Source organism: Kineosporia mesophila (genome assembly GCF_021129235.1).
Taxonomy (GTDB): domain Bacteria; phylum Actinomycetota; class Actinomycetes; order Actinomycetales; family Kineosporiaceae; genus Kineosporia; species Kineosporia mesophila.
On record NZ_JAJOMA010000009.1, the window covers coordinates 214,284 to 230,296 of the forward strand.

The window sequence follows — 16,013 nt, forward strand, 5'->3', positions numbered from 1 at the left end:
CCGGCCGCTCACGGGTAGTACCGGGTCGTCGACCAGTCCGCCTCGGGCTTCGGCCGCAGATAGATCTCCCGGTCGTGCAGCCGGAACGGCCTCTGGGTCCAGAACTCCAGGTAGACCGGGCGGATCCGGTACCCGCGCCAGTACTGCGGCCGGGGCACCTCGTCCTGCCCACCGAACCGCTCCGCCTGCCGGGCCACCGACTCCTCCAGCTCCTGTCGCCCGGACAGCTCCCGGGACTGCCGACTGGCCCAGGCCCCGATCCGGCTGTCCCGGGCCCTGGAGGCGAAGTACGCGTCCGCCTCGGCGTCCGACACGTGCTCCACATCGCCCCGCAGGCGGATCTGGCGTTGCAGCGACTTCCAGTGGATCGTCACCGCCGCCCGCGGGTTCCCGGCCAGGGCGAGGCCCTTCTGCGAACCGGTATTGGTGTAGAAGACAACTCCCTCGGGAGTGAACTCCTTCATCAGCACGATCCGCACGTCCGGCGTGCCGGCGGAGTCCGCGGTGGCCAGGGCCATCGCGTTCGGGTCGTTCAGCTCCTGGGCACACGCCAGGTCGTACCACTGCGCGAACTGCGGCCAGGGGTCGGGTGTCCCGGTCATGATCGATCCTCCTCAGGCACTCAGGGGTTCGCTGACGGGCAACAGGTTGCGCCATTTGTCCCGGTCCTGCCCGCGCGCGGTGACCAGATGGGCGCGGCCCTCCAGATCGACCACCACCTCGGCGGCCGGAGGGACGTTCAGGAACTCCATGTGCTGGGTCGCGCAGTACGCCCCGACGTCGAGCACCAGCATCGCGTCACCGACACCCAGCTGCGCCGGGGCCCAGTACTCCCCCGGGAGCACGTAGTCGTGCCGCAGGATGCTCCGCCCCCGGATCAGCGCGTCCCGGCCCACACCCGCGGGCAGTTCCTTCATCTCGTGATCGAGGTAGATGACGTGATGACGCCGGTCGCGTAACTGGGCGGACGGCATCAGCATGCGCGAGCCGTCCGTAACCACGATGCTGGACACCGGGTTCACCAGCACCTCGCGTTGGATCCCGAGCACCAGGACGCCGATGTCGGCCAGCACGTCGCGGGCCGGTTCGAACATGAACCGCACATGCTCGGGAATCCCCAGCCGCTGCGAGCTCTCTCCGAGGACGGAGAAGTACGAGGTCCAGTCGAAGTGCTTGGCCTCGGCGTCCCAGGAGCCGTAGTCAAAACCGTGCCCGCCGGCGAAGTTCATCGCTCTGGCCGTCGGGAAGTAACGGGTGAAAATGTTGAACATCGTCTCGATCATGGCGATCATCTCGTCGCGGGAGTTCCCACTTCCGCAGTACACCTCGAAACATTCGAGATTCCGACCATACTCACCGAGCAGGCCGACCAGCTGGTCCAGCTCACCCAGCTTGATCCCCGGCTTCCCCGAGTCCAGGCTGTCGATGCGGGCACTGATCGACGGCGCACCGGCCTCCAGCGCCGCACGGATCTCCCCCAGGCTGGACAGGAACGTCGGGCATCCCGTGCGAGCCCAGAACTCCAGCTCCCCGTCGGCGACATGCCCCGGCGAGACGATGAACGAGTCGAACCCGAACTCCCGGGTGATCTCGTACTCACCCGGCATCTGCAGCAGCAGGCCCACGCCCATGTCCTGGAACGGCTTGAGGACGTGGGGATTCGAGTTCGGGAAGAACGGCACGTAGAGATCGACCCGGTCGGCGAGCCCGGCCAGGGCCGCCGCCTTCTGGATCCGCGTCACGTTCCGGCGCAGCTGCTCTTCGCTGTAGACGAACGTCGGGGTACCCACCTGGTCGCGGATGGCGGCGAGGTCTGTCCCGCCGATCCAGGAACATCCGAGCCGATCCGGTTCCGGTGCTGCCAAACGTGTTTCAGCCATGAGACCCCTCCCTGTACGGACATGTGCCGACGGGGCGCACCCATGGTGTTCCGCCCGGCCCGGTCGGCCTGCCCTGATCCCGATTGCTCGCGAAAGACACTCACTGCAGCTCGTGCAGCGAATGTAGCCAGAAGGTTACAAACGGACAAGGGCCCCCTGGCAGCCCGCCTCAACTGACATTTCGCCGTGTCCAATTCGCCGCTCCACCAGCGAAAGTCTTTGACACAAAGCTATGTTGCGGTGATACCAAGGATCACCAGGAACCCCGGCACCACGGCATCAAGAGTGCAGTCCTGGCAGCACACAGGCAAACAAACACACGTCGGAAATCCCCTTGCCTTCACTGAAACGTAACAAAGGCGGAAACCCGGCAAGAAAGTACGCCACCAGGAACAGACCCTCAGATCCGCACCTGCAAGCAGGGACGGCGCCGCGATCGCGACCCGGAATGCTCCCGCCACCGCCAGGTGACCGCGACGGGGGCGATCAGCCAGGGCAGCAGCGGTAACCGTCCACCTCAGCCCCGGAACCGGGCGCCCAGGGCGCTGCGCCGAGCGCCCTGGGCCAGCCGGTCAGAGCGGCGCCACGGTGATCGCCGCGCCCGCGGCCCGGGAGACGCACGGCATCACGAACGATTCACGTTCCGGCGGAGTCAGCACCAGGTCTCGGTGCTCGGTCTCGCCGGCGACCAGGCGCAGCCGGCAGGTGCCGCACGTACCCGACTCGCAGGAGCTGGAGGTGCGTACCCCGTTGCGCCGCAAGGCCTCCAGGGCTGTCTCGTCGGAGGCCACGGCGATCTGCCCGCCGGTGGGTTCCCAGGTCAGGGTGAACGGGGCGCTCGTGCCGCCGAGGGCGTCGACACCGGCGAAGTCCTCGAAATGGATGTGCGAGGGCCGCCAGTGCATGGTGAGCGCCCGGACGTCGTCCATCAGTGCCGTGGATCCGCAGCAGTAGACGTGGGTCTCGTCGTCGGGTTCGGCCAGCCACTGCCACAGGTCGGCACGGCCGGCGACGGCACTGTGGTGCAGCACCACCACGTCCACCAGGCCCGGACGATCGAGTTCCTCGGCGTAGGCGGTCTCCTCGCGGGTGCGGGTCAGGTACACGAGCCGCACCCGCGACCGCCCCTGTCCGAGGATGTGGTGCAGCATCGAGCGGATCGGGGTGATGCCGACGCCTCCGGCCACGAGCAGGTAGCGCGGCGCCTCGACCAGTTCGAAGGCGCTGGTGGCGGCGGAAACCGTCAGCAGGGAACCGATCTCGGTGTCGTCGACCACGCTCACCGAGCCGCCTCGTCCTCCCGGCTGCCGGTGCACCGCGATCACGTACCGGTCGGCCTCGGCCGCCGGGTTGGTGATGCTGTAGCTCCGGCGCTGTCCCGCCGGGGTGTCCAGCGACACGTGCGCGCCGGGTGGGTGCGGGGGTAGCGCGAGCCCGTCCGGGTCACGCAGTTCGATCTCGCAGATGGACGACGTCAGCATCCTTTTCGCGCTCACCCGGAGCCGCCGATCGCTCACCAGGCCACCTCGTCCTCAATTTTGACCGATCCGCCGTTGGAGACCTCGCCGTAGACGCCGATCTCATCGGTGCCGATGTGCTGCACCAGCAGGCGTGGCAGCGGGATGTCACGACGGGCGTCGGCCGGGTTCACCTCGGTCGCCGCGCAGCGGTGGGTGGTGAGCACGCCGTGCAGCCGGGCTTCCCCGACCGTGATGTCGCTGCCGACCAGGCCCAGTTCGCTCCAGGCGGGCAGGCCGTCGACATAGATGTTGGCGCGCAGGCGTAACGGGTCGATCGTCAGGCCGGTGCGCTGCTCCAGGTCGCGCACCGAGGCCAGGTTGATGATCGAGACCGCGTTCATCATGGCGTCCGACACCACCGAGACGTCGGTGAACCGGCGGCCGTCCTCGCGGGCCAGCACCGGCAGCACTCCCGGCGGCAGGTCGAGCACCCGGGCGAAGAACGCCAGGGTCCGCTCGCGGCCCGGCGGTGTGGTCCAGTTCTCATGAAGGACGACGTGCTCGCGCACGCTCACGGTGAACCACTCGCTGTCGGCGTCCAGGTGGGTGTTCAGCCCGGCGAGCCGTTCCTCCTTCACCAGCACGAAGAACTGGTGCTTGCTCACCGGCGTACGCCGCCCGGGCTGGTAGTCGCCTCCCGGGCGGGCCAGCGCCCAGATCCGGTCGGCGGGAAACCCGACCCCCGGCGCCAGTTTCACCTCGGTCAACGACTGCCCGGAAAGCCCTTTGACGGGATAGTGCCACAGCGAGACGACGTGCCCCACGGACGTCCCGGGCCCGTCGTGTTTGATGCCCACGCCGGGCCACTATTCCAGAAGGTTCTCAGCCCGCGGCGATCGGTGGACGGTTCGCCGAGGTGAACAAGGCGTCGAGCACCTCGGGCCGCCCGGAGAACCCGAACAGCGGACCCTGGGCGCAATCGCAGCCCAGGGTGCGCAGAACATCCGCCTGAGCAGGGCGTTCCACTCCTTCGGCGATGACCAGGTGCCCGAGGGCGTGGCCCATGCCGACAGCCGCGCCGGCGATCGCGGCACTGGCCTCGTGCCGGTCGACGGTGGCCGTCATCGACACGTCCAGTTTCAGCACCTGCACCGGCACGGTCCGCAACCGGGACAGGGCGCAGTGCCCGGAACCGAAGTGGTCCATCGCCAGCCGCACGCCCAGCCGGTGGACCCCGGCCAGGTTCTCGGCGACAACCGGACTGTCGGCCAGGAACGCCTCCTCGACCAGCTCGATCACCAGCTGGTTGGCCAGAAGCCCGGTCTCCCGGAGGGTTTCGTTCACCAGGTCGACGACGTCGATCGCCTCGAAGGTCTGCACCGACAGGTTCACCGAGATCCGCCCCCGGCCCGGCCGCCAGTGCGCGGCCCGGCGGCACGCCTCCCGCAGTACCCAGGCGTCCAGATCGCCGACCATCCGGTACTCCTCGGCGATCGGCACGAAGTCCGCGGCCGTCAGCGGCGGGGAACCGGGCGGCTGCCAGTGCACCAGGGCCTCGGCGCCGATGACCTGGTGCCGGTCCAGGCGCATCACCGGCTGGTAGCGCAGGTTCAGCTGCCCGGCCGAGATGGCGGTGCGCAGCTGCGAGACGATGCGCATCTTGCGGTCGACGTCGAGCTGCATCTGGGTGTCGAAAACGCTCAGACGGGCCCGCCCGCTGCGTTTGGAGGCGTACATGGCCAGGTCGGCGCGCTGCAGAAGGGTGTCGGTGCCGGGCCCGGGCACCGCGTCCTCCACGGTGTTCAGGGCCACCCCGATGCTCGCGCTGACCACGACCTCCCGGCTCTTGATCGTCAGCGGGCGTTCCAGCTCGACGGCGATCCGCTCGGCCAGTTCCTGGGCCTGGCCGGGGGTCGCGAACGAGCCGGCCACGATGAACTCGTCACCGCCCAGCCGGGCCACGACGTCGCCGCGGCGGCAACTCGCGCGCAGCCGCTCGGCCGTCAGCACCAGCAGCTCGTCGCCGGCCTCGTGCCCCAGGCTGTCGTTGATCAGCTTGAACCCGTCGAGGTCGATGAACAGCACCGCCACCGGGGGCCCGTCCTGGTGCTGCGAGGCGACCAGCTGCTGCAGCCGTTCCAGCAGGGCCCGGCGGTTGGGCAGGCCGGTCAGCTCGTCGTTCAGCGCCTTGCGGCTCAGGCTGTCGTGCAGCCCCCGCATCTCGGTGGACGAGACCTCCAGCGAGCGCTCCAGCAGGTACCGGTCCTTGTCGGCCTGCTCGTAGGTGGCCGACACCACCTCCAGCAGCCGGGCCCAGGACTCCGGCGCGGACTGCTGCTGCGGGTCCAGGCTCAGCCGCCGCAGCTGCCGGACCAGGAGCCGGTGCGGTTCGGGCTTCTGGCCGGGGGTCGGGGTCACAGCACTTCCTGGAATGTCGTGATGGTGAGGGTCTGGTTCAGCAGTCCGGAGGTCTTCTCCCCGATCGGTGAGATCTCCCCGTAGGAGTAGAAGCCGGCGATCAGCGCGTCGGTCGGCAACCGCGACGCCACCGTCTCCAGCTCGTCCTCCGTGCGCTGACCCAGCACCGCGCGCCGGCCGATGCAGCTGATCACCAGGGTCATCACCGGGAGGCCGGGGATCAGCTCGGCGCCCTTGGCCGCGTCCCCGGCCCCGTCGACCAGCTCGTCGATGTTCGCGCGCATCAGCCGGGCCACCGAGTTCTGCCGGATGTCGCCGGTGAAGGTCATGCTCTGCTGCTGCTCGTCGAAGGCCTGGACCGTGCGCACGACCGCGCCCTGGGCCCCGTCGGGGGTCCGCACCGACAGGGGGAACAGCAGCGTCGCCTCGGGGGTGTCACCCATCTGCTCGCCGAGGTAGTTGCGGTACAGGCCCAGGGCCGGCTGGCCGTCGAGCTCGTACAGCACGTTCCCGTCCGAGCGGGTGACCTTGCGCTCCGGCCCCAGGATGCTCCAACCGCCCCCGGCGCCGTGCCCGATCCGCAGCTTCGGACCGCTCAGCCCGACCACACAGACCGCCCCCGTGCGGGGACGCCCGTCCACCAGCACCCAGGTCCGGTCGAACCGGTTGCCGTCCCCGGCCAGGCCACCGGTGATCAGGGCCTGCCCCCGGCCTCCCTCGCTCAGGCCCCGGGCCAGCTCGGCGCCGTTGGCGCGCAGGCCGTCGGAGAGCACAATGATGCCCTTCAGCTCGGGATCACCGGCGACCAGTTCCTCGGCCAGCTCCTTGCCGATCTGGTGCGAATCACGGGATGCGGTCATGTCCCGGGTGATCAGCCGCAGACGGGTGCTCGCGAATCTGGTGACGGCCACGGTGAGCGTGCCGTCCTCGACGGTCTCCCCCAGGATCTCGCCCGCGGTGGAGCAGCCGATCACCACGGAGGTCGGATAGGCGGCCAGCACCTCGGACAGCGGGCTGACGTCGCCGGCCTCCAGCACGGCCTCCAGCACCGCCGCCGCACCGAAGATCATCACCAGCGTCGCCGGGCCGTCCCAGGCCGGCAACGGATCCGCAGATCCCGTGCCAGCACGCCACTGACCCGTCCAGGCCCTCACCATGCCTCCTTGCCCTCGGCAAACTTCCCACCTCCATCGACCGGTGGACGGGAAAGATGAGGGACGCCGGTCAGACCACCAGCCAGATCTGGCCGTCGCTGCCGGAACAAGTACACAGCGTCAGTCCGGCACCGGGTTCGTTCCGTCCGTCGACGTCCGACACGTCCAGGCAGAGAACACTTTTCACGTTCACGAGATAACAGCCGGCGCCGCGCGCGGAGGTCCGGCGCATGTCCTTCGCCCGGCCGCACAGTTCTTTCGCCGGGCGCACCCGTCGATAGACTCGGCCTGCACCGCCGGCCACCCACCGTTTCGATGGAAGTTGACATGCTGAAGTTCCAGGAAGTCCTGTCCCGGCTCACGGCCTACTGGGCGGAGCAGGGCGCCATGACCGTGCAGCCCTTCAATACCGAGGTCGGCGCCGGTACGGCCAACCCCGCCACCGCCCTGCGGGTGCTGGGTCCGGAACCCTGGCGGGTCGCCTACGTCGAGCCCAGCGTGCGCCCGGACGACAGCCGTTACGGCGAGAACCCGAACCGGCTGCAGACGCACACCCAGTTCCAGGTGATCCTCAAGCCCGACCCGGGCAACCCCCAGGAGCTGTACCTGGAGTCCCTGGCGGCCATCGGCATCGACCTGGACGCCCACGACGTGCGGTTCGTCGAGGACAACTGGGCCTCCCCCGCGCTCGGCGCCTGGGGGCTGGGCTGGGAGGTCTGGCTCGACGGCATGGAGATCACCCAGTTCACCTACTTCCAGCAGATGGGCGGCGTGACGCTGTCGCCGACCTCGGTGGAGATCACCTACGGGCTCGAGCGCATCGTCATGGCCCTGCAGGGGGTCAACCACTTCAAGGACATCCAGTACGCGCCGGGCATCTCCTACGGCGAGGCCTTCGGCCAGGTCGAGTACGAGATGAGCCGCTACTACCTGGACGACGCCGACATCGACACCGCGCGCCGGCTGTACGACCTGCACGAGGCCGAGGCGACGCTGATGATCGAGCGGCGCCTGCCGGTCCCGGCCTACTACAACCTGCTCAAGTGCTCGCACACCTTCAACGTGCTCGACGCGCGCGGCGTGGTCTCGACCGCCGAACGCGCCCGGGCCTTCTCGACCATGCGCCGGCTCTCCCGCGACGTCGCCTCCCTGTGGGTGGAACGCCGCGAGGAGAACGGTTTTCCGCTGGGCACGGTGGAGCCCCCGGTCGCGGCCGAGCCACTGCCGCTGCCGGCCCCGGCCACCGCCCCGTCCACGCTGCTGTTCGAGATCGGCCTGGAGGAACTGCCCGCCGGTGAGGTCGAACGGGCGCAGGACTGGCTCGGCGCGACCGTGCGCGAGCGCCTGGGCGCGACCCGCCTGACCTTCGGGGCGGTGCGCGCGCTCGCGACCCCGCGGCGCCTGGTCGTGCTGGTCGACGACGTCGCGGTACGCGAGAGCGATGCGACCGAGACCGTCCGGGGCCCCCGGGCCACCGCGGCCTTCGACGCCGCCGGGGCCCCGACCCGGGCGGCGACCGGTTTCGCCGGCAAGCACGGGGTGGACCCGGCCGCGCTGGAGCACGTGCAGGTCGACGGCGTCGAGTACGTCAGCTTCGTGCGGCAGCTGCCCGGGCGCGCCGCCGCCGAGGTCCTGTCCTCGCTGCTGGCCGACGTCGTGCGCGACCTGCACGCCGAGCGGAACATGCGCTGGTCCGACCCCGACCTGGCCTACGTGCGCCCGATCCGCTGGCTCCTGGCCTTCCTGGGCGATCAGCCCCTGCCGGTCACCGCGGGTGCCCTGACCTCGGGCACGAGCACCCGGGTGCTGCGCCTGGCGTCCACCCCGACCGTCGAGGTGACGAGTGCGGACGGGTACGAGGACTTCCTGCGCGGGCACGACATCCTGCTGGACCGCTCGCAGCGGCGCCGCGTGATCCTGGAGGCCGCGCACGGCCTGGCGGCCTCGGCCGGCGGGCGGGTGGACGAGGACGTCGACGGCGGTGTGGTCGACGAGATCGTCGACCTGGTGGAGTGGCCGGTTCCGGTCCGGGGCAGCTTCGACGAGCGCTACCTGGAACTGCCGCCGGAGATCCTGATCGCGGTGATGCGCAAGCACCAGCGCTATCTACCGATCCGGCAGGAGGACGGCACCGGTCTGCTGGCCGGCTTCGTCACGTTCGCTAACGGCTCCTGCGACCTGGACGTGGTCGCGAACGGTAACGCGGCCGTGGTGCGCGCCCGCTTCGAGGACGCGTCGTTCTTCTGGGCCGCCGACCGCCGTCGCAGCCTGGCCGACCTGCACGCCGGCCTGGAGAAGCTGACGTTCGAGACCAGCCTGGGCTCCATGGCCCAGCGCTCGGCCCGGATCGCCCGCATCGCCGCGTCCGTGGCCGCGCGCACCGGCCTGAACCCGGCCGACAGCGCCACCGTCGAGCGGGCCGGGGCACTGGCCAAGTTCGACCTGGCCTCACAGATGGTCGTCGAGATGACGTCACTGGCCGGCACGATGGCCCGCTACTACGCGCTGGCCGCCGGTGAGTCCGAGGCCGTCGCGACCGCCCTCGGCGACATGGAGCGCCCGCGCTCCTCCGAGGACAGCCCGGCCTCCACCCTGCCCGGTGCGGTCCTGGCCCTCGCCGACCGCGCCGACCTGCTCGCGGGGCTCTTCGCGATCGGCGCCTCCCCCTCCGGCAGCAAAGACCCGTTCGGCCTGCGGCGCGCGGCGCTGGGCCTGGTGGCCACGCTGCACGCCCACCCGGAACTGGCCGGGCTGAGCGTGCCCGACCTGCTGGAGACGGCCGCCGAGGCGCTGCGGGCGCAGGGTCTGGAGGTTCCGCGGAAGGCCCTGGAGCAGGCCGCCACGTTCGTGGTCCGCCGTCAGGAGCGCGCGTACGTCGAGGCCGGGCACGACGTCGACCTGGTGACCGCGGTCCTGCCGCTGGCCGCCACCCCGGCCGCCACCACCGCGGTGCTGGCCGAGGTCGAGAAGCTGGTCGCCGGAGGCCTGATCGGTGGGTTCGTCGAGGGCGTGCAGCGGGCGCGGCGCCTGATCGGCAACGCCGACCGGCCTGCGGCCGGCAGCCCGCTGGACGTCTCGGCCGACCCCAGTTCCCAGCGGCTGGCCGAGGTCTACGGGCAGGCCCGCACGGCCGGGTACGCGCCCGGCGCCTCGCTGTCGAAGCTGGTCGAGGCCTCGGCCCCGCTGGTCACCGCGCTGCACGCCTTCCTGGAAGACGTGCAGGTGATGGCTCCCGAACCGGCCGTCCGCCAGGCCCGGATCGCCATCCTGTCGGCGATCAGCGACGTCGCCGAGACCACCGGCCTGGACTGGGAGGCCCTCTCCCGGGCCGTCAAGATCGACGCCCAGGGCACCCCGCGCTGAGGCATCCGGTGGTTCCCGCCTCCTCCGTGAGGGAGCGGGAACCACCGGCAGGTCAGGGGGTACGCAGGTTCTCGGGCCCCGAACTGCTGCGGATCGCCGGGCGCACGGCCCGGGCCGCGACCAGGGCACCGACAGCCGCGGACAGGGCGGCCGCCGCCATCGCGGCGAGCAGCGCGACCGCGAGCTTGAGCCCGACCCCCTCGTCCTCCGACCCGATGACCACGACCCCGAAGACGATCCAGCCCAGCACCGCCCCGAGCACGGTCGCCGGCACCGCGGCCAGCAGCATCTGCCGGCGCACGATCCTCGAGACGAAGGCCGGCGAGGCCGCGAGCGCCACCAGGATCGCGGTGGAGCGGGCGTTGTCGAGAACCTGCTCGGTGGCTCCCACCACCAGGGAGAAGGTCGCCACGACGGCCGCGACGGCGATCGCGATCGCGGCACCGGCCATACCGGCCAGGTAGAACATCTGGTCGTAGGCATCTCCCTGGGTGACGTCCACCACCAGAGCCGCGATGACGCCGTACGAGATGCCCACGGCCAGCATCACGCCGACGACCCGGCCGGGGGTGCGCACATCGGCCAGCAGGCGGCGTCCGGCCATGGACGTGACCAGACCGCGACGGCGCGCGGCGCACCAGCCGGTGAACAGGATCACCCACGGGCCGACGCTGATCGCCAGGGCCACGGTCGAGGCCGCGGCGAGACCGACACCCAGCTGGCCCATGCCCGAGGACCACCGCAGGAAGAACGCGATGAGGGCAGCCGAGATCACCGGCGCGACAGCATGGGCCAGGGTCAGAGGACGTTGCCGGCGGCGGGTCAGGCCCAGGGGTGACACCGCGGCCGGGCGGGCGGCCTGAGCGGCCACCAGGCCGCCGAGGGGAACCGCCGCCGCCACCATGACCAGCCAGCCGATCAGGATCGGCCATCCGGGCTGGGGAAGCATTTTCGACCCGATCGGCAGCGCCGGCCCGAGAACCAGCCAGAGCAGCAGGTAGAGCGGCCCCGCCGCGAGTGCCCCGATGACGGCCGCCCGCGTCCCCTCCAGGAAAGCCAGCCGGCGCAGGTCGCGGCGGGTGGCCCCGGCCAGGCTCAGCGCGGCGAGCCGTCGTTCGCGGGCGGCCGTACCGGTGCGCAGCGCCTGGAGGGCCAGAAGCACGAAGGGGGCGACCAGCAGGACCGCTCCGACGGCCGTGCCTCCGCGCAGCCCGCTCTCGACCACGTAGGGAGCCAGACCACCGTCCTGGGGACCACTCCGGCCGAAGCTCGTGTAGCACCCGGACTCGTCGCAGGTGTACGACGAGGCGGTACCGACCCGGACGGTGAGAATCGCCAGGGCGGCGAGCAGGAGGGCACCGCTGCCGGCCACCCCGAACGCCATTCGCCGGGCCCGCTGCCGGTCGGCCGCGGAGCGGGGACGGGACAGCCGCCAGAAGATCGAACTCGCACCAGCCCTCCTACCGGCGCTCATACCAGCACCGCCTCGGAGGCGATCTCACCGTCGAAGAGCCGGATCTCGCGATCGGCCCGGGCCGCGACGGAGTTGTCGTGGGTGACGACGATCAGGGCGGCGCCACTGCGCCGGGCCTCACCGATCATCAGGTCGAGCAATTCGCGGCCACCGATCGAGTCCAGGCTGCCGGTCGGCTCGTCGGCGAGCATCAGCTGCGGGCTGGTGATCAGCGAGCGCGCGACCGCCACCCGCTGGGCCTGACCGCCGGACATCTCGGCCGGCTCGACGTCGGCCAGCTCCTGCGCCCCGCACCGCTCCAGCCAGCCGAGCGCGAGCCGGCGGGCCTGCGTGGGGCCGTGCCCGTCCAGCAGCAGGGGCAGCGCGACATTGTCGACACCGGTGAGCTCGGGCACGAGCTGGCCGAACTGGAGCACCAGGGAGAGCTTGCCGCGGCGCAGCCGGGCCCGCTCGTCGTCACCGGCCCCGGTCAGCGACTGCCCGAAGAGCCGCACGGTGCCGCTCTGCGGCCGGATCAGCCCGGCCGCGACGTGCAGCACGGTCGACTTGCCGCAGCCGCTGGGCCCGGTGACGGCCAGGATCTCGCCCGGCTGCACGGTGAGGCTGACGCCCCGGACCGCGATCGTGCGACGGTAGGCGTGCTGGATGTTCTCCAGCACGAGAACCGGCTCGGCGGGGTCAGATACACCGACCTGACTCATGATCGTGCTCCTTCGGCGGGCTGGTTCGGATCGGTGTACTCAGGGTCTTCACCCTCGTCGGGCTCGTCCGGCTCATCGGGCTCGTCCGTCGTGGGGTACTCCAGGACCGCGCCGGGCAGCATGCCCACCTCCGGTGCGGGCAGGCGCCGGATACGCTCGCCGGTCAGGTCGAGCCAGCGCAGGTCGGCGTCCAGGTGCAGACGCTGGAGATCACGGACGCCGGTGCGACCCAGGGCGGCCGCGGAGTGGTCGGTCTCTCCCGGGGCCGGCTCCAGCGCCCGCATCGCCCGCAGGTGCGTCGCCCGCTGCCGGGACATCAGACCGCCGGGGTCGGCGTGCAGACGGTAGGCCGCGAGGGTCTTGCGGATCAGCTCGTCGGCCGGCACACCGCCGGTAACGCCCGGATCGATCGGCTCGGCCAGCCAGTCACGGGCCCGGGCCCGACCGGGCTCGGTGAGCTCGTAGACGGTGCGCTCGGGACCGTCGCCGATCTCGGTCTGGGCGATCTCGATCAGGTCGTCACGCTGCAGGCGGGCCAGCGTGGAGTAGACCTGCCCGAACGCGAGCGGCCGCAGACCGGCGAACCACTCGTCGTGCGTGCGTTTCAGGTCGTACCCGTGCCGGGGGCCGGGGAGAAGGAGCGCCAGGAGCGCATCACCAATGGCCATGATCATGACTATACACTCGGTTCATACACCGGGTGTATAGAACGACGTGCCCCTTCGCCGACGGGCCCTACCCAACTACAGGAACAACGTCGAGATCAGCATCAGCACCGGTACGCACACCACCGTGGTCAGCAGCGCCACGTCCCGCGCGATGTGCTCACCCCGGCCGTACCAGATGGCGTAGGTCTGCACGTTCTGGGCGGTCGGCAGGGCGGCCATGGCCACCACCGCGAACAACGCCGCCCCGTCCAGACCCAGTAGCGGCCCGGCCACGACGAAGGCAACCGACGGCATCACCATCGTCTTGACCACCGTCGCGGTGAGCACGGGCGGCAGGTCGGCACCGGCCAGCGGACGCCTCCCCCACAGCGAGATGCCGAACGCCATCAGCATGAGCGGTACCGCCGCCCCGCCGAGGATCTGCAGCGGCCCGCTGACCACGTCCGGCAGCGTGATGCCGGCGAGGGCCACCAGCACACCGGCGAGCGTGGCCACCACCAGAGGGTTCCGCACCGGGATGGTGAGGGTTCCGAGAACATCCAGGCGCCCCCGCGTCCCCAGTTCGAGAGCCGCCGTCACCGCGGGAGCCAGCACCACCAGCTGCAACATGATCAGCGGCGTGGCCGCGGCCACGTTGCCCACCACATAGGTGGCGACCGGCAGCCCGATGTTGGCCGCATTGGCATAGGAGGACGCGGTCACCCCGATCGTGGTCTCCGCCGGCGGACGGCGGAAGAACAGCCGGGAGAGCAGCACGAAGGTCGCACCGCTGACGATCGCCGAGATCAGGGCCACCAGCGCGGCCGACGAGGCCAGTACCGACGGATCACCGTGGGCCATCGTCATGAACAGCAGCGCCGGATTGGCCACGGCGTAGGCGGTCTTGCTCAGGTACCGCGCCCCCTCGGCCGGGACCACCCCGGTCGCGGCCAGGATCACCCCCGCCAGGATCACGATCAGGATGATGGCGAAACCGGTGACCACGCCTGCCAAGATCCAGAAGCCTTTCGGGTGCTGCGGCGCCAGCCGGAAAGACTCCGGGCCGGTGATGTCCGACGGGGCACGAACACTACTCGGGACGCGGTCGGCGCTCACCGCGCCGGCCGAAGCGGGGCCGGGGGTCCTGATCTTCCTGCTACCGGCGGGGACTGAAGATCAGATGGTTCTGTCCACGGTGCTCGATGCGCTCCACGCCGATACCGTAGACCCGCTCGATCAGGTCACTGTCGATGACCTCGTCGGCGTCGCCCGCACCGGCCAGGCGTCCGTTCTCCAGCAGCACCAGGTCGTCGCAGTAGCGGGCGGCCAGGTTGAGATCGTGCAGCACGACCACCACGCTGGTCTCCAGTTCTGCTACCAGCGCGAGAATCTCGTGCTGGTAGCGGATGTCGAGGTGGTTGGTCGGCTCGTCCAGCAGCAGGTGTGAAGCCTGCTGGGTGAGGGCGCGGGCGATCAGGACGCGCTGCTTCTCGCCACCCGAGAGCCCGGCGAAACTACGGGACGCCAGATGCAGAGCCCCCACTCGTTGCAGGGCGGTCCAGGCGATCTCCTCGTCGTGCGTACTCGTGCGGGAGAAGTTGCCCAGATGCGGACCCCGGCCGAGCAGCACCATCTCGGCGACGGTCATGGTGGTCTCGCCACCGTTCTCCTGCACCACCACGGCCAGGTGCTGGGCGGTTTCGCGGGCGGTGAGCCGCTCCAGCGGGCGTCCGTCGACGCTGACCGCACCGGCCGAGGGCCTGAGCGATCCGTAGAGCAGGCGCAGCAACGTGGTCTTGCCACTGCCGTTCGGACCGATCAGGCCCAGAACCCTTCCGGTGCGGGCGGTGATCGAGACATCGTCGACCACGGGCGTCTTCCCGTAGGCGAAATGCAGCCCCTGGGCCTCGATCACCGCTGCCCGAACCGTTCTTCGATCCGTTCCAGACCGGTGATCGCCAGGGGGCTGGGCGGTTCGGTGAAGTTGAACAGCTGCGGCATCAGGTCATCGTTCTTCACGGCGGTCAGCTTCTCGGCGCCGGGCAGGTCGGTGATGGCCCGGCCCACGTCGTCCGGGTTGCCGTCGGAGTAGAGAAGAATCAGGACGTCGGGGTCCAGGCCGATGAGCTTCTCCAGGCTCACCTCGAACACGCGCTCGTCCACGTCACCGAAAACGTTTGTGAAACCGGCCGCCTCCAGCTGGGGCTGGGCCATGCTGCGGGATCCGTAGGCGTAAGTGACGCCTCCCCCGACGGTCGGGTAGAGCACTGCGGCGGTGCGGTTCTCGCCCTTCTCGACAGCGGCCAGGCGCTTCTTCAGATCGGCGACGGCCGCCGTGGCCTCGGCCTGCCGGTCGAAGACCTTCCCGTAGAAAAACATCTGGTCGTAGACGTCGTCGAAACCGGGATCCGCCAGGCCGTCACCGCACAGGCCGGGCTCTTCCAGGAGGGGGATGCCGACGGAGGTGAGCGTGTCGCGGGTGAGATTCTGCGCCTCGCCGAGCACCAGGTCGGGTTCCTGACCGATCACGACCTCCTGGGAGATCTGCAGATGTCCGCCGGTGTCGGTCTTGTCGGTCAGGAGAGGGATCTCGTCGAGGGCCTTCTGCGTGGCCTCGTCGTAGTAGTCGGTGGGGTAGGCGCCGGCCCGGGCCGTGACGTCGCCGAGCACGCCGAGTGCGGAAAGGTAAGGCACCGAGGCGCTCTTCAGCAGCACCACGCGTTCCGGCTCGGCGGTGAAGGTCACGTTGTCGCCGCAGTTCTCGACGGTCAGGGGGTAGTTTCCGCTCGCGTTCGCGGCTCGGGTGGACGAATTGGTGGACGAGGTGCCACAGGCGGCGAGCAGGATCAGGGTGGTTGCGGTCACGGCCAGTGGGGGGACGTGGGTGCGCGCGGGCATGGGTGGACTCCCCGTTCG

The 16,013-nt window shown here is 70.4% G+C and carries 14 protein-coding genes; 1 reads left to right on the forward strand and 13 read right to left on the reverse strand.

The features are described 5' to 3' along the window. Positions 1–8: 8 nt before the first annotated feature. From pdxH to LR393_RS15215, 7 genes are all read right to left on the reverse strand, one after another. Positions 9–602 carry a pyridoxamine 5'-phosphate oxidase gene (gene pdxH / locus LR393_RS15185; protein ID WP_231484561.1) on the reverse strand — a complete coding sequence of 198 codons (594 nt, stop codon included), beginning with the start codon at positions 600–602 and terminating at the stop codon, positions 9–11. Between the two features lie 12 nt (positions 603–614). Then, on the reverse strand, positions 615–1,880 hold the full coding sequence (locus LR393_RS15190; protein WP_231484562.1) for a hypothetical protein: 1,266 nt from the start codon (positions 1,878–1,880) through the stop codon (positions 615–617). 572 nt (positions 1,881–2,452) lie between these two features. After that, positions 2,453–3,397, reverse strand: coding sequence for a PDR/VanB family oxidoreductase (locus LR393_RS15195; RefSeq protein ID WP_231484563.1), 945 nt, complete (start codon positions 3,395–3,397; stop codon positions 2,453–2,455). After that, positions 3,394–4,197 (reverse strand): MOSC domain-containing protein, encoded by an 804-nt coding sequence (locus LR393_RS36445; RefSeq protein ID WP_231484564.1) that lies wholly within the window; start codon positions 4,195–4,197, stop codon positions 3,394–3,396. Before LR393_RS36445 ends, LR393_RS15195 begins: the two co-directional genes overlap by 4 nt. Positions 4,198–4,222: 25 nt before the next feature. Continuing rightward, positions 4,223–5,758, reverse strand: coding sequence for a putative bifunctional diguanylate cyclase/phosphodiesterase (locus LR393_RS15205; RefSeq protein WP_231484565.1), 1,536 nt, complete (start codon positions 5,756–5,758; stop codon positions 4,223–4,225). After that, positions 5,755–6,915 (reverse strand): FIST signal transduction protein, encoded by a 1,161-nt coding sequence (locus LR393_RS15210; protein ID WP_231484566.1) that lies wholly within the window; start codon positions 6,913–6,915, stop codon positions 5,755–5,757. Before LR393_RS15210 ends, LR393_RS15205 begins: the two co-directional genes overlap by 4 nt. Before the next feature lie 67 nt (positions 6,916–6,982). Next, on the reverse strand, positions 6,983–7,183 hold the full coding sequence (locus LR393_RS15215; RefSeq protein ID WP_231484567.1) for an RICIN domain-containing protein: 201 nt from the start codon (positions 7,181–7,183) through the stop codon (positions 6,983–6,985). A 56-nt stretch (positions 7,184–7,239) separates the two neighbouring features. On the opposite strand from LR393_RS15215, the gene LR393_RS15220 reads away from it, so the two are divergent. Next, positions 7,240–10,275: a glycine--tRNA ligase gene (locus LR393_RS15220; protein WP_231484568.1), complete on the forward strand. Its 3,036-nt coding sequence runs from the start codon at positions 7,240–7,242 to the stop codon at positions 10,273–10,275. Positions 10,276–10,327: 52 nt separating this feature from the next. Here the strand turns inward: LR393_RS15220 and LR393_RS15225 are convergent, their stop codons facing one another. The 6 genes from LR393_RS15225 to LR393_RS15250 form a co-directional block, all read right to left on the reverse strand. Then, positions 10,328–11,749: an FtsX-like permease family protein gene (locus LR393_RS15225; RefSeq protein ID WP_231484569.1), complete on the reverse strand. Its 1,422-nt coding sequence runs from the start codon at positions 11,747–11,749 to the stop codon at positions 10,328–10,330. Then, positions 11,746–12,450 (reverse strand): ABC transporter ATP-binding protein, encoded by a 705-nt coding sequence (locus tag LR393_RS15230; RefSeq protein ID WP_231484570.1) that lies wholly within the window; start codon positions 12,448–12,450, stop codon positions 11,746–11,748. The genes LR393_RS15225 and LR393_RS15230 overlap by 4 nt, the downstream gene beginning before the upstream one ends. Continuing rightward, positions 12,447–13,118, reverse strand: a complete 672-nt coding sequence (locus LR393_RS15235; RefSeq protein ID WP_231484571.1) for a PadR family transcriptional regulator — start codon at positions 13,116–13,118, stop codon at positions 12,447–12,449. The genes LR393_RS15230 and LR393_RS15235 overlap by 4 nt, the downstream gene beginning before the upstream one ends. Positions 13,119–13,193: 75 nt before the next feature. Beyond that, on the reverse strand, positions 13,194–14,102 hold the full coding sequence (locus tag LR393_RS15240; protein WP_231484572.1) for an AEC family transporter: 909 nt from the start codon (positions 14,100–14,102) through the stop codon (positions 13,194–13,196). A 151-nt stretch (positions 14,103–14,253) separates the two neighbouring features. Beyond that, on the reverse strand, positions 14,254–15,012 hold the full coding sequence (locus LR393_RS15245; RefSeq protein WP_231484573.1) for an ABC transporter ATP-binding protein: 759 nt from the start codon (positions 15,010–15,012) through the stop codon (positions 14,254–14,256). Further along, entirely contained in the window at positions 15,009–15,995 is a 987-nt protein-coding gene (locus LR393_RS15250; protein ID WP_231484574.1) for an ABC transporter substrate-binding protein, read from the reverse strand. The genes LR393_RS15245 and LR393_RS15250 overlap by 4 nt, the downstream gene beginning before the upstream one ends. Positions 15,996–16,013: the final 18 nt, after the last annotated feature.

Bases quoted from the DNA above. Each gene is read 5' to 3' on its own strand.
- pdxH (WP_231484561.1), bottom strand. From the start codon at position 602: ATGACCGGGACACCCGACCCCTGGCCGCAGTTCGCGCAGTGGTACGAC.
- LR393_RS15190 (WP_231484562.1), bottom strand. From the start codon at position 1,880: ATGGCTGAAACACGTTTGGCAGCACCGGAACCGGATCGGCTCGGATGT.
- LR393_RS15210 (WP_231484566.1), bottom strand. From the start codon at position 6,915: ATGGTGAGGGCCTGGACGGGTCAGTGGCGTGCTGGCACGGGATCTGCG.
- LR393_RS15220 (WP_231484568.1), top strand. From the start codon at position 7,240: ATGCTGAAGTTCCAGGAAGTCCTGTCCCGGCTCACGGCCTACTGGGCG.
- LR393_RS15225 (WP_231484569.1), bottom strand. From the start codon at position 11,749: ATGAGCGCCGGTAGGAGGGCTGGTGCGAGTTCGATCTTCTGGCGGCTG.
- LR393_RS15230 (WP_231484570.1), bottom strand. From the start codon at position 12,450: ATGAGTCAGGTCGGTGTATCTGACCCCGCCGAGCCGGTTCTCGTGCTG.
- LR393_RS15235 (WP_231484571.1), bottom strand. From the start codon at position 13,118: ATGGCCATTGGTGATGCGCTCCTGGCGCTCCTTCTCCCCGGCCCCCGG.
- LR393_RS15250 (WP_231484574.1), bottom strand. From the start codon at position 15,995: ATGCCCGCGCGCACCCACGTCCCCCCACTGGCCGTGACCGCAACCACC.